11 protein-coding genes are annotated in these 13,718 nt (G+C 38.9%); 2 read left to right on the top strand and 9 right to left on the bottom strand.

The window, feature by feature from the left end; translation table 11 throughout:
- The first annotated feature begins 74 nt into the window (after positions 1-74).
- A complete protein-coding gene (locus I600_RS09390; protein ID WP_058104169.1) occupies positions 75-1,349 on the top strand; it encodes a PQQ-dependent sugar dehydrogenase in 1,275 nt (424 codons plus the stop codon).
- A gap of 57 nt (positions 1,350-1,406) precedes the next feature.
- Here the strand turns inward: I600_RS09390 and I600_RS09385 are convergent, their stop codons facing one another.
- Genes I600_RS09385 through I600_RS09375 form a run of 3 tightly spaced genes read right to left on the bottom strand, consistent with a single transcriptional unit; the run spans position 1,407 to position 5,351 of the window.
- On the bottom strand, positions 1,407-1,598 hold the full coding sequence (locus tag I600_RS09385) for a DUF4177 domain-containing protein (RefSeq protein WP_058104168.1): 192 nt from the start codon (positions 1,596-1,598) through the stop codon (positions 1,407-1,409).
- A 17-nt stretch (positions 1,599-1,615) separates the two neighbouring features.
- Positions 1,616-2,188 (bottom strand): pentapeptide repeat-containing protein, encoded by a 573-nt coding sequence (locus I600_RS09380; protein WP_058104167.1) that lies wholly within the window; start codon positions 2,186-2,188, stop codon positions 1,616-1,618.
- Positions 2,189-2,195: 7 nt separating this feature from the next.
- Positions 2,196-5,351: a WD40/YVTN/BNR-like repeat-containing protein gene (locus I600_RS09375; protein WP_058104166.1), complete on the bottom strand. Its 3,156-nt coding sequence runs from the start codon at positions 5,349-5,351 to the stop codon at positions 2,196-2,198.
- A gap of 202 nt (positions 5,352-5,553) precedes the next feature.
- Here I600_RS09375 and I600_RS09370 point away from each other — a divergent pair, with 202 nt between their 5' ends.
- A complete protein-coding gene (locus I600_RS09370) occupies positions 5,554-8,142 on the top strand; it encodes a cyclic nucleotide-binding domain-containing protein (RefSeq protein ID WP_058104165.1) in 2,589 nt (862 codons plus the stop codon).
- Between the two features lie 9 nt (positions 8,143-8,151).
- Here I600_RS09370 and I600_RS09365 read toward each other — a convergent pair whose 3' ends face one another.
- From I600_RS09365 to I600_RS09340, 6 genes are read right to left on the bottom strand one after another with little or no spacing between them, the layout of a single operon-like run.
- Positions 8,152-9,699 (bottom strand): M20/M25/M40 family metallo-hydrolase, encoded by a 1,548-nt coding sequence (locus I600_RS09365; protein ID WP_058104164.1) that lies wholly within the window; start codon positions 9,697-9,699, stop codon positions 8,152-8,154.
- 58 nt (positions 9,700-9,757) lie between these two features.
- Entirely contained in the window at positions 9,758-10,198 is a 441-nt protein-coding gene (locus I600_RS09360) for an SRPBCC family protein (RefSeq protein ID WP_058104163.1), read from the bottom strand.
- An 11-nt stretch (positions 10,199-10,209) separates the two neighbouring features.
- Positions 10,210-11,175 (bottom strand): 2-hydroxyacid dehydrogenase, encoded by a 966-nt coding sequence (locus I600_RS09355; RefSeq protein WP_058104162.1) that lies wholly within the window; start codon positions 11,173-11,175, stop codon positions 10,210-10,212.
- Positions 11,168-11,662, bottom strand: coding sequence for a VOC family protein (locus tag I600_RS09350; protein WP_058104161.1), 495 nt, complete (start codon positions 11,660-11,662; stop codon positions 11,168-11,170). Before I600_RS09350 ends, I600_RS09355 begins: the two co-directional genes overlap by 8 nt.
- Before the next feature lie 3 nt (positions 11,663-11,665).
- Positions 11,666-12,829, bottom strand: coding sequence for a mandelate racemase/muconate lactonizing enzyme family protein (locus tag I600_RS09345; protein WP_058104160.1), 1,164 nt, complete (start codon positions 12,827-12,829; stop codon positions 11,666-11,668).
- Positions 12,826-13,713: a sugar phosphate isomerase/epimerase family protein gene (locus I600_RS09340; protein WP_058104159.1), complete on the bottom strand. Its 888-nt coding sequence runs from the start codon at positions 13,711-13,713 to the stop codon at positions 12,826-12,828. Before I600_RS09340 ends, I600_RS09345 begins: the two co-directional genes overlap by 4 nt.
- Positions 13,714-13,718: the final 5 nt, after the last annotated feature.

The raw sequence follows: 13,718 nt of genomic DNA, 5'->3' as shown, positions 1-13,718 counted from the left end.
AAAGTATTTGTAAACAGGTGTATTTGGTAGACTTTTTAATACGGTTGCTATAATTTTGAGAGTAAACCAATACTATGAAAACAATTCTATATATACTAGCGTCCACTACAATTTTAATGAGCTGTAGTAGTAAAAAACAGTTGACTGAAAATTCAAAAGAAAAATGGCGAAATACGGGATCATCGGTTGTGGAAACCGCTATTGGACCTTTGGAATTGGTGCCTCCATATTCATCTGAATCGGTTACTAAAAACAGTAAAATTATAGCGTGGCCATCAAACAAATTGCCCAAAGCCCCAACGGGTTTTGAAGTTGCAATATTTGCTCAAGATTTGGATCATCCGAGGTGGACGTATGTTGCACCTAATAATGACATTTTTGTCGCAGAATCTAACACAAAAAATAGCGCTGATAGGATTACATTATTACGTGATAACGACATGGATGGTGTAATAGATGAAAGATATGTGTTTAAAGATCAACTGAATCAAAATTTGGGGATGTTGGTTTTGGATGGATATTTCTATATCGCTAATACAGATGGGCTTTATAGGTATGCCTACAAGGAAGGTCAGAACAAGCTTGAAGGGGAAGGAGAAAAAATAGTTGCTTTGTCTGCAAGTGGCTATAATAACCATTGGACCCGTAATGTAATAGCGAATAAGGAAGGAAATAAGTTATACATCTCGGTTGGATCGGCAAGTAATGTAGGGGAGCAGGGTATGGATAAAGAGGAAAGACGTGCTGCCATTTTAGAGGTAAATACAGATGGGTCTGATGAAATAATATACGCAAGTGGTATACGTAATCCGGTGGGGATGGATTGGAACCCGGTTACTGGTGAATTATGGACGGCTGTTAACGAACGTGATAAGATTGGTAATAATTTAGTGCCCGATTATCTAACCAGTGTAAAAAAAGGAGGATGGTATGGATGGCCTTATAGTTATTATGGAGATATAAATGATCCAAGATGGGAAGATGATCCGCACCAAAACCTTGTAGATATGACTATAGTTCCCGATGTGCCTTTGGGTAGTCATACCGCTTCTTTAGGGCTTACGTTTTATACCGCTTCACAATTTCCTGAGAAGTATAAAAATGGAGCATTTGTTGGTCAACATGGTTCATGGAACCGAGCGGAATTTGCTGGTTATAAGGTGGTATTCGTCCCTTTTCAAAACGGAAAACCCCAAAAACCTGTTGATTTTTTAACTGGTTTTATTGCTGATGAAGCAGCTGGTGAAGTGTATGGTAGACCAGTTGGAGTTACCGTTGCCCCAGATGGATCTCTTTTGGTAAATGATGATGACGGTGGTGTTATTTGGAGGGTTTCGGCAATTGAATAATTAGCGTCTATCACTTTACGATTTGGACAGTTAGAGTGTTCAAAATGAATGACCATGCTAGTCTACCTTTTTTTCAAAAATCAATTCAAAATAAGATGCGGATCCATACCCTGAGGTCGCTGGTGCGAAAATTTGAACAAATCGCCACCCTTCCTTTGCTTTAGATGATATAATTTCTTTATAATTTGAGCTGGGCTTTGCGGTAAAAATACCTCCAAGGTTTATTTTAACAAATTGATATTCATACATATACTTATAATTTAAAATTACTTCAATATCTTCAATTTATACTTATGCAATAGACCTTCTAGCATGTCACTGGAAAAGATGGCGCCTTTTACCATGTTGTTTTCTGGGTCTATGTTAAAATGGGTTGCTGTGCTAAAATCTGCCTTTTGTAAATTGGTTCTTGAAAAGATGGTACGTTCTAAATTACAATCTACGAACTTGGAATTACTTAGATCACAGTCACTAAAATCTGCTTCTGAAAGGTTACAGGCTTTAAATACCTGACCAATTAATTTTAATTCGGTAAATATGGAAAAATTTAAATTACAATCATAAAAGGAGAAGTCCATTAAAAAACTGTTACATGTGTGGAATGCTAAACCCATAAGTTTGCAATGTGAAAATTTGACTTCTTTAAAAGTCGTGTTCACCAAATTCACATTACTTAAGTTACAATCTATAAACTCGCACTCCAAAAAGATTTGGTTGTCCAAGTATCCTTTGGAAAAATCGCATCTTTCAAAAATGCAATTTTCATATTCTGCACGTGGCAAACGGGAAATGGTATAATTTTCGCCTTTAAAAGTCTGGTCTAGTATTAGTTTTTCCAACTCAATTTTAATTTTGTGCTTGCGGTAATATAATTGCAGGGATTTCTAAACTTTGGAATAGGGTATTATATGCCTTCATTTCTGTATTGATGATAGCATTATGTTCTGTTTTAAAACTGCCCCATATAGCAAGTAAATCACGCAATCTTTCTTTTGCGCCCATTGTAACTCTGGGTTCTGCTACGTCAATATATCCTCTTAAATTCAATAATTGCGCGTTTAGTTTATTTTCGAAATTTATAACATCTTGAAAGGTTTTTTGGTTGGGCTGAATAAGATTTTCTTCCCAAGATGAAATTCGTTTGATCAAAGAATCGCCTTGTTTTAAAAGTGCTTCTGCTTTTGTGTGGTCTTCAAGTAATTGATTATACTGTTTTAATTGAGATTTTGCTGATAGCATATCATTCACTGCAGTATGTATTTCTATTACGGTAGCTTCTATGGTTTTCAACATATTTTGTTGCTCTTCATAATCTGCCATGGTCGCTTTAATGTTGGGGAGAGGTAAAATACTTACCAAGGTTTCTGCGGTTTCATTTTCTAATATAAGTCTAAGTTGGTAATCTCCTGGGCCAACAATAGAACCATCTAATCCGCCCAGTACAAATACTTTGTCAACTGCGGGTAGTGGGTCTCTTTTAAAATCCCAAGTAAAACGGTTATATCCTTTTTTAGAAGGCAATACGGCTGGTTTTGATGGTCCGCCTGGCCAAGAACTAAACTTTTTGTCTTTTTTATTGGTAATCGTTCGTATTACATCTCCATCTTTTAAAACTTCTAATTTTAGCTCAGTGCTATCTTGTGCTTCGTTCAGGTAATAATCAAAAGTAACGCCGCTTTTGGGGTTGCTTCCTAAGCCTGACACAGGTTTTTCGCTATATCCTCCAATGAATAAATAGGTGTCTTTGGGTTTAAAAATGTTCAATGCCTGTTTTGGTGCACTGGCATTTTGTAAAGCGGCTAAATCATCCAAGATCCAGAATGAACGACCGGCCGTTGCAGCAACCAAATCATTATCTTGAATAATAAGGTCGTTAATAGGGGTTAAAGGTAAATTTAACTGTAAAGGTTGCCAATGCATGCCATCATCTAAAGAAACAAACAAGCCCGTTTCGGTACCCGCATATAGTAGACCTTTTACCTTTTTATCTTCACGAACCACTCTGGTAAAGGTGTTGTCACCGGTAATGCCATTGGTGATTTTTGTCCAAGTAGTACCATAGTCCGTAGTCTTGTAAATGTAATTTTTGAAATCCATCGACTTATAACGCATTAAAACGATGTAAGCTGTTGCCGGATCATGTGGAGATACTTCAATACTATTAATAATCCCTTCCATGGCGTCTGTAGGAGTAACATTTGACCAATTGGCACCACCATCTTTGGTTACATGTACCAAACCATCATCACTACCTGACCAAATTACGCCTTCTTCATGTGGAGATTCTGTCAAATAGGTAAGTGTGTTATAAATTTCACCTCCTGCGGCTTCATTGGTAAAGGGTCTACCGCCAAGTCCGTGCTTATCTTTTTCATTACGGGTCAAATCAGGACTAATAACTGACCAGCTTTGACCTTCGTCGGTTGATTTAAAAACTACATTGCCGCCGTGGTAAATTGTTTTTCTGTCATGTGGAGAGGTAATAATTGGGGCATTCCAATTATAACGGTATTTTGCATTTTCTGGTGATATACTTAAACCTAATTCCGGGTATTCTTTAATGGGTTTTGACTCTTTGGTACTTGCGTTCCACTTGTCAATATTTCCTTGGTATGTGCCACCATAAATTAATTTTGGGTCGTCTGGGTCAAAAGCTAAAAAGGCGCTTTCTCCACCTGCAACTGCGTACCAATCTTTCCAATCTATTCCGTTATCGTTTGTTCTTGACGCAATGGCAACGGTAGAATTATCTTGTTGCCCGCCATAGACATTGTACGGTACCAAATTGTCCGTTATCACCCTATAAAATTGAGCGGTATTTTGATTTTGTTGCGTACTCCAACTCTTTCCACCGTTATTAGAAACGTTAGAACCACCATCGTTAGAGTTTACCATGCGCTTGTTGTTCAAAGGGTCTATCCATAAGTCATGATTATCGCCATGTGGTGTTGGCAACGGTGAAAAAGATGTACCGCCATCTATTGATTTTGTGACCGGTGCATTTAGCACATAGACAATATCTTCATTCTGGGGGTCTGCAAAAATTTCCATATAGTACCAAGACCGGGCAATATTAATACGGTCTTTATTGATCAATTTCCATTTTTTACCGGCATCATCAGAACGGTATACTCCGCCTTTTTCTCCTTCTGCCTCGATCACTGCAAATACACGTTCAGGGTTGGCCCTAGATACAGAAATACCAATTTTACCCATTTCTTTTGGTAACCCCTCGGTTAATTGCTGCCAAGTTTCACCACTGTCGGTAGATTTATAGATACCTGAGTTTTTTCCACCAGATTCCATTGTCCAGGGATATCGTCTGTGTTGCCACATAGCGGCATATAGTATGGTTGGGTTGGTCATATCCATTGTAAGACCAGATGCTCCAGTAGTATTATCTAGGAAAAGTACATTTTTCCAAGTATCACCGCCATCGGTAGATTTATAAATGCCTCTTTCAGTAGAAGGTCCATATTGTGCACCTTGTGCCGAAACAAAAATGATGTTTGGGTCTGTAGGGTCAATAATGACATCAGAAATGTGCCGTGTTTTGTCTAGCCCTATGTGTTTCCAAGTTTTACCCGCATCGGTAGATTTGTAAACACCATCTCCCATAGAGGTCATCACACCTCTTGCCGCATGTTCTCCCATGCCGGCAATTACAATATTCGGATTACTTTCAGATACAGATATGGCGCCAACGGTTACCGTTTTTAGGAATCCGTCCGAAACATTTTTCCATGTGATTCCATCATCCGTGGTTTTCCAAATTCCACCACCAACGGTTCCCATATAATACACCATGGGTTGACCAACCACACCGGTTGATGCTACACTTCTACCTCCTCTAAATGGACCAATATTTCTCCATTTTAATCCTGTAAAAACAGAGTCATTTAATGTAATTGATGGTTGGGTGATTTTACTTTTTCTACGTTGAGATTGTAAGGTCATAGGTGCAATCATCAATAGCACAAATAGAAATTTGATGGTTTTCATGGTGTGGTCAAATTAGTTGTTGAGTAGGTAAGATAACAAAAGCCTTTGTAAAAAGTGAGTGGGAAAATTTAATTTGGTAATTCTAATTTTAAGGGTGCCATTTTTATGGTTTTGACCAATATTATTTTCTTAAAATGATAAATTGATTTTAATGTGTGTAGGGTTTCTTTTTTAGGTTTAATCTGGTTAAGTTAGAAGGCGCATGACACACCAAACTAGACTTTTAAGACAAGAAATAAGTACTGAAAAACTTAAGGAATACTTCCCAAAAGGAGTAATAAAAACATACGAAAAAGGGTATGCTATTAGTTATATTCACAAAAAGGTAAACACTTTTAGATGGCTTATTGAAGGAAGCGTCAATTACTATATTTCTTTAGATAGCCCAGAGAGCGATATTTTGGTTTGCCAAAATTCAGAACCGTTTTCAACTATTGGTTTAAACGGATTTAACACGCCTAAACGCTTTACTTATAAAGCAACGGTGGCGTCTGCAAAAGCTTCATTCTTTGAAATTCCTTTTAACGATCTTGATGTATACTTAAAAAAGGGGCACCAAAACGTTCTGTTGAAAAACATAGGTGCCAAGTTATATCACGTTTTGCGTACTGCATTATTGAAACAAACGGAATTGTTGAGCCCGGTAAGGTTTCAGCCTTTTGTAGAGGATAGGCAATTTTTTATTTCCCCGGTAACGGAACAAGAAGAAATAGTCTCATTGATGAGACGTTCTCCGTTTTTAGATTTTTTTGAGGAGAAAAATTTAATGGCACTGGCCGGTTTGGCAGAAAGGCGTGAATATGAACCAGATGAGGTGTTGTATGTGCAAGACGGATCTAGCAACGGGTTATTTATTCTAATTCATGGCGAGGTTACTATAAAAAGAATTGAAAATACCATTGAAATTAAACAACGCTCTATAAAAAACTCTGGGTTTGTTTTTGGGTGGTCTTGTCTTTTAAGGGAAAAAGATATTTGCTCTGCGATTACCAATACAAAGACATCTGCCTATTTTATACCGGAATGTGATCTCATGAAATTGTTTCAGAGAGATGATGCCTTTGAAGGTCAATTTTATCAACGGTTGCTTTGGCTCATGGGTAACCAACTGAATGCGGCTTTTGTTAGATATGTTGGTTTGTTGGGAAAACATAGTTTGCAAGCCGTATATCAATTGATCAAGAACAACAAATCGCGCTTATTGCTTTCATCGCCTTTACACCAAGTGCCACATCTTTTAAAGAGTATGACCACAAAGCAATTTGCTTATGAAGCACTTGCAAATTTGTTAAAAAACGGTACGGCGTTAGAACGTCATATAGCCTCATTGAGTTTAGAATTATTGGGAGAAGATCAAAAGGAGCACGATTTTGTCAGTGGGTTACAGCAGATGTATGAAAACGTTGCGGAAAAGAATAGTAATGATGTAATGCTGAATAGAAAGGTATGTGCGGAATTGACTATGAAGGTCTTTAAAAACGTACCCTACATTATTGAAGGATGGGATAATTTACCTGATAAAACAGGGAATATCTTCATTTATAATCACCTGATCAATGATGCACATTATACCCTGAACAATAATTTTCAAATAACCTTAGATTCTCATTTTCTAAGTGCTATGGTACTGTATAAGAAATATGGAGAACCGGGTATTAGAACTGTTCGTATTGGGCAAGGACAGGAGTATGGACATCAAAATTATTACAATAATCTAGGCTATATCAATGTTTACACCAAAGAATCTGAACAAACGACAAGTAATAAAAAGGAACAGGCGCGAAGCATATTTTATAGCGAGGCTTCTAAGCATTTAAAGCAGGAATATAACCTGATCATAAGCCCAGAAGGTACATCTTATAGAACTGAGGAATCTCCTGGACCATTTAAAATGGGTGCTTTTAAACTAGCAATGCATACAGAGCCGGAACCATACATTACTCCTATAGTCATGGTGAATTTTGACCACAGAATTGGTAAATCTTTATATTATTGTGCCATTAAAGAACCTTTTCTTTTGAGTGAAAAGGTGCCTTCTAAAAACAATGAAGATCTATATGCTTTTATGGAGCAATACCAAGAGGAGTATAAAGGGTATGTGCAAGCGGCAATTGAAAGAGCAGAGCAATTGAACGTATCTAGCTCAGGTGCCGATAGTTTAGAAGAACCACCCGCAATATGGTGTAATGAAATAAAGCGACTTAAAAGACGAGTGGCCAAATTGCCTACCCAAGATAATTTAATTGCCTTTTATGGTAGTTCATCTGTACGGCTTTGGGTGAATATGAAAAGGGACTTGAGTCCGTTCAATGTGGTTAACCTGGGTTTTGGCGGTTCTACTTTTGCTTGGTGTATTCATTATTTTGATGAAATATTTGTAGAGGCAAATCCGTCTAAAATTGTGTTGTACGCCGGTGAAAATGATTTAAATGATGGCAAGACACCCCAAGAAGTTCTTTCTGGGTGTATGGAGCTGGTAGAATTGATCAAGAATAAATACCCAGATGTAGAATTGGCGCTTATAAGTTTAAAACCAAGTGTAGAGCGTGAACATCTGATCCCGCTGATCATGGAAACTAATTTAATGCTGTCAAAATATTTTATTTCTGAGCTTAATGCCCAATACATTAATGTGTTTGCACAAATGATCACTACTGATAATAGGCCTATACCAGAGTTATACCTTTCTGACGGATTACATTTGAACAAGCAAGGCTATGCACTGTGGAGTACTGCTATTAAAAAAGCATTACAAGCAGCGGACAGCCTTGAGCTTGAAAATCAGTTTTAGATGGTACCGTTAATCTTGTCCGCCTTTACGTTGTGGCGTTCTTGGTGTTGGCCATTCTCCTTTTTTGCCTGATCTTGGGTTAATGCCCAAAACAGCTTTTTCACGAGATGTTTTTTCTGGGTCTTCGCATGCCATATAGGTTAGAATGGCAGTTAATATGGCGTTGTTGCGTACATCGTCAAAAACAATTTTATCGTAGGTGTCCAAATTGGTGTGCCAAGTATAGTTCCAATAATCCCAACTCAACGAGCTTAGCGAAAACGCAGGGGCACCTGCCGCTACGAAAGATGCATAATCTGATCCACCACGACCGGGCGAACCGGGGAATGTAGTTTCAATTTCGTTTTTGTAGGTTTCCGGTACGGCTTCTAACCATCGCCCCAAATAATCATATGCATGAAGAAATCCTTGCCCGGATAAACGAACCACACGGCCCGTACCATTGTCTTGGTTGAATAATGCTTGTACACCGGCAACAATTTCTGGGTGATCCTCAACAAATGAGCTAGAACCATTTAAACCTTGTTCTTCACTTCCCCAATGCCCTACAAGAATAGTCCTTTTTGGGTTTGGATATACTTTTTTCAGAATACGTGCTGCTTCTAACATGGTAATGGTACCTGTACCATTATCGGTTGCACCTGTACCGCCGTCCCATGAATCAAAATGAGCGGAAAGAATCACATATTCATCAGGGAACTCGGTGCCGGGTATGGTGGCTATGGTATTAAATGTTGGTACAACGCCTAAGTCTTTGGACTCTGCCACTATTTTAATTTTGGTATCCGCACCATGCTCTACCATCCTGTATAGCATTCCGTAATCTTCTAATGAAATATCAACAGCAGGAATTTTTTCAGTACTTGCACTAAAAATCTTATTGGCACCAAAACCCTCGGACCATCTTGATTGTGCAATACCTACAGCACCGGCTTTTTCAAATGCTGCATTGATGTTTCTACTGGTATATCCCGTATTATTAATATTCTGTCTCCAGATTTTCTCCAATGAATCGCGTTCGCTTTTCATTTTTTCAAAAGATACTTTGGTCGCGTATTCTTCCCAGTTTTCATCTGGTCTGCCCGTAGGTTGCAACATGCTCACCATTACTATTTTCCCTTTTACGTTAGGTAGCCATTTTACAAAGGACAATGAATCTGTAAAACTTGGCAGTGTAATTAATGAAGCCGTAACACCTTTAGAGCTAGTGCCTGGGTTCCATGCCAATTGTGTTGCATGTAATGAGGCTACTCTAGGTGACACCATATCTACATGGGTAATACCTCTTTGCCATCCTTTCCAGGTTCCCCATTGCTGGTTTTCTGCAGAAATTCCCCATTTCTTGTAGGTGTTTACCGCCCAATCATGAGCACTTTTCATTTCTGGCGTACCCACTAATCTTGGACCGTTGAGGTCCATTAATTCATAAGCCAATTGTTCTAGTTGGGAGTTTTCAATGCCTTCTTTCTCTATGGCATTGACCATGTCCTCTACAGTTTGTGAAATTGCAAATGTGGAGCATAGGAAATATGCCCCAATGAGTAGTACTTTTTTCATGTTCAAGTTAGTTTAGTTCTTTGAACTAAGGTACTCATTTAAGGGCGATAGCCCGCTGTTAAAATTTATGAGATTTTAAAAATTGGACAAGACTTTCCTGAATCAAATATTCCCAACCCGCTTTGCCACTTTCTTTTTTAAATTCAGGAATATCGGTTGGGAAATCTTTAATGACTTCACCGGTAAGGGTAAGAAAGGTGCCTTGTTCATTTTTGGATAACTCAAAGGTACTGATACTTTCTCCGGGGTATTCATCAAACGTCCAACGATAACTTATTTTGGATGGCGGTGTTACTGCTATTACTTCCCAGTTGTGGGTAAAATTTCTTCCTTCGTTGGTAATAAGAAAGCTGGTGGTGAAACCAACTTCTGGCTTAAAGTCCGGAATACCAGGAAAGTACCATTTTCGCATGTATTCCACATGTGTCAATGCTTCCCATACCTGCTCCATTGAAGTGTTAAAAAGCTGAGTGACAATTATAGGTTCATTGTTTCTCATAATATTATGCTTTAGTTGTTCTCCAGTTCTTTTTTATTGAAAACACAATTTTGCATAGGAGCTTCATTACGTAAAATTGCCAAGGTATTTTTAACCGTCATGGTACACATTTTAGTATACGTTGTTTTGGATAGGCTGCCTAAATGTGCCGTAATCAATACATTTTTTAATTGAAGTAATGGATCATTTTCCACTGGTGGTTCTTCTGCCAGAACATCGGCAGCGAAACCTGCTATGCTATTGCTTTGCAGGGCAGTGAACAACTCCTTTTGATCTATGATTCCTCCTCTGGCGGTATTGATCAACAACGCATTGGTTTTCATTAATGAAAAGGCAGCGGAATCAATTAGTTTTTCTGTTTTAGAGGTCAAAGGCAGGTGTAAGCTAATTGCGTCTGAAGTGGTTAAAAGGTGTTCAAATTCTACAAATGAGAAGGGTACATCTTCTTTTTTTGAGCTCCAATAAATGACATTCATGCCTAAGGCCTTGGCGATATGCGCTACTTTTTTTCCAATATTTCCCATACCGATAATCCCCAAAGTTTTGCCATGGGTTTCATCGCCAACATACGTTCCCCGGTCTCCCCATCTATTTTCTTTGACCATGGTTACGGCATTGTACAAATTCCGCTGAAGCATTAATAACAGGGCAATAGTGTGTTCTGCAATGGTGTCGGCATTGGAATTTGGGGCGTTCACTACTTTGATTCCTCGTTTGGTGGCACTTGATACATCAATATTGTCCAAACCAACACCACAACGGGATATTACTTTTAAATTGGGCAACTGTTCCATGAACGAATCACGTACCTGACCCTTCCCTCGTGTAATGATGGCATCAATCACGTTGTTTTCTATCTGATGCTTCAGTGATGCCTCATCAAACCCTGTCAAAATATTGATGTCCGAAGCATTTTCCAACATACTCATAGCATTTTCGGCAACCGTTTCTAGTAAAAGAATATTTTTTCTATTCATCTGATTTATGGTAAAGCGTGGCGTCTTTGGATTTGTATCCACGGAAATCATTTCTGCCCGAGACATAAATTCCTTCTTTGAACAACTCGTCTTCAAAAATCTTTGGGTCTATATAATCACCGGGAACGGAGGAGAGCTCTACCAAATTCCCCGATGGGTCACGAACAAACATTTGTATGGCGCCATCCGGTAGTTGACGTACATTGCCCCACGGTTTTATATCAATGACACCAAGCTCTTTCATTCTAAAGAATAAGGTATTGATGTCATCTACCTGAACACAGATGTGACCTCTAAACGAATAGGCATCTTCCCACTCGGTTAAATGTAATTGTTGCTCCTCGTTGAATTTAAAAAATGCCGTGGGATAATCAAATAAGAATGCGGGTATGGCTTCCAAACCGAGTTCTTCCTCGTAAAACTTACAAGCTTCTTCTAAATTGCTTACCACTAGTGCTACGTGATTAATATGTACTGCCTTTGCCATAGTTTATTGTTTAAAGTCTTTTACAAAATCCCAATTAGGGGTTAAACCGAGTCCGGGTTTGGTGGGTGCATTGAGCATACCTTCATTATTCACCGTAATTTGTTCCTGTACCAAATCATACATCATAGGGTTGCCGCCCAACGAAAACTCTATTACATTGGCAGAAGGGGAAGCGAATGCCACCGAAAGTCCCGCCATAAATGAAAATGCTGATCCCCAACAATGCGGTGCCAATTCCAGTTGATAGGTATGTGCCAATTGTGAAACCCGCATGGCTTCTGTAATACCGCCAATTATGGCGCAATCTGGTTGTAACACATCTAACGCACGTTCGGCTATTAAATCGCGAACATCAAAAGCGGTGTACTCACTTTCACCAGCGGCAATGGGTATAAAGGTATTGGCACGAACTTCCGCGGTACCTATTTTATTATCTGGACTAATAGGTTCTTCAAACCAATATAAGTTGCAGTCTTCTACACCCTTTGTAAACTGCTTGGCTTCGGGTACGCTAAAAGTACCATGGGCATCGGTCATTAACTTTATGTGATCGGGCAAGGCTTCACGTGCTGCTTGAACTCTTTTTACACTTTCGGCAACGGTTTGATCCATTATACCAACACGCATTTTTACACCGCTAAACCCTTTTTGGGTATACCCCAACAGTTGTTCGCCAATAGCATCGGCTTTTGCCCAACCACCACTGGCGTATGCTGGCATTTTATCGCGACAGCTACCACCCAACAATTCTACCACAGGAGCTTTTAAAGCCTTTCCTTTAATATCCCACAGCGCAGTATCTATTCCACTCATGGCAGAAATGGTCAATCCCCTTCTTCCTAAAATGGGAAATTTACGACCTCTTGATAGGGAATAATGATCTCGTGTGCCGTTGTATACGTGTTCCCAAATACGGGAGATATTTCGGGCATCCTTACCTATTAATTGTAGTTTTAGTTCGTTTTCTATGCAGCTGACTATAGAGGCACAAGACCCGGAAGAACCTACAGCTGCCTTTGCTTCGCCAAAACCTTGTAATCCAGTATCGGTCGTTACCACTACCAAGGTCATATCAAAATTTGTCAATAGACCATAATCTGAAAAATGTTGCTTTTCTTTTGGTATTGGACAGCGTAACCAAAACGCTTCTATATTGGTGATTTTCATTTAATAAGCTCTTTTAGGGTGTCTATGGATTTTTTGGTCAGCATGGTGTAAAACTCATCGGTAACGGCTGAACTACCGTGATCTTCCAAGAATTTCTTTTGTTCTGCAGTGAGTCCCTCAGGATTTGTTTCTATGGAATTCGGATACGGATTGGCAGGTGTTCTATCTAACGGGGAACAAAATTCTACTGATAGCACCTTGTCATATTCAATCTCTTTTAATGTATTTATGATTTTAGTCCAGTTGAGGTGCCCCATCCCCGGTGCCATTCTATTATTATCGGCAACATGAAAATTTACCAAACGCTTGCCTACTTTTTTAATGGTGTCAAACATATTGACCTCCTCTAAATTCATATGAAATGTATCTAGGCAAACTCCACAATTAGGACCAACAGCTTCTGCAAGTGCCAATGCCTGTTCGCCCCTGTTGATAAAATAGGTCTCAAAACGGTTAATGGGCTCAATGCCTATTTGTAAACCGTGGTCTTCGGTATATTTATAAATTTCTTTAATGCCTTCTACCGCCCATTCCCATTCTTCTTCAGGTCTGGCATCGGGGACAATTTTGCCTACGGTTGCCGGCACTAAAGAAATGACTTTACCGCCCAATTCATATACCATTTTGGCAACATCTTTTACGTATTGAATAGACAGTTTCCGTTGCGCGGGATCTTTAGCAAGTAAATTACGTTGCTCTAACATAAGTGTTACAGATCCCCAACATTTAATTCCGTAGAGGTCTAAAAGTAACTGAGCTTTTTTTATATCGTAATTCTCTGGGGTTCCTTGTATTTCTATATGCGTATAATCTAATTTGTTGATCCTATTGAGTGTGTGTTCTAAAGTCTCGGCACGCATCCAATTATGTATGGCTAATTCCATGGCTA

The sequence above is a fragment of the Maribacter dokdonensis DSW-8 genome (genome assembly GCF_001447995.1).
Taxonomy (GTDB): Bacteria; Bacteroidota; Bacteroidia; order Flavobacteriales; family Flavobacteriaceae; genus Maribacter; species Maribacter dokdonensis.
The sequence above is the reverse complement of the archived record's forward strand: the minus strand, read 5'-3'. Positions and strand labels throughout refer to the sequence as shown.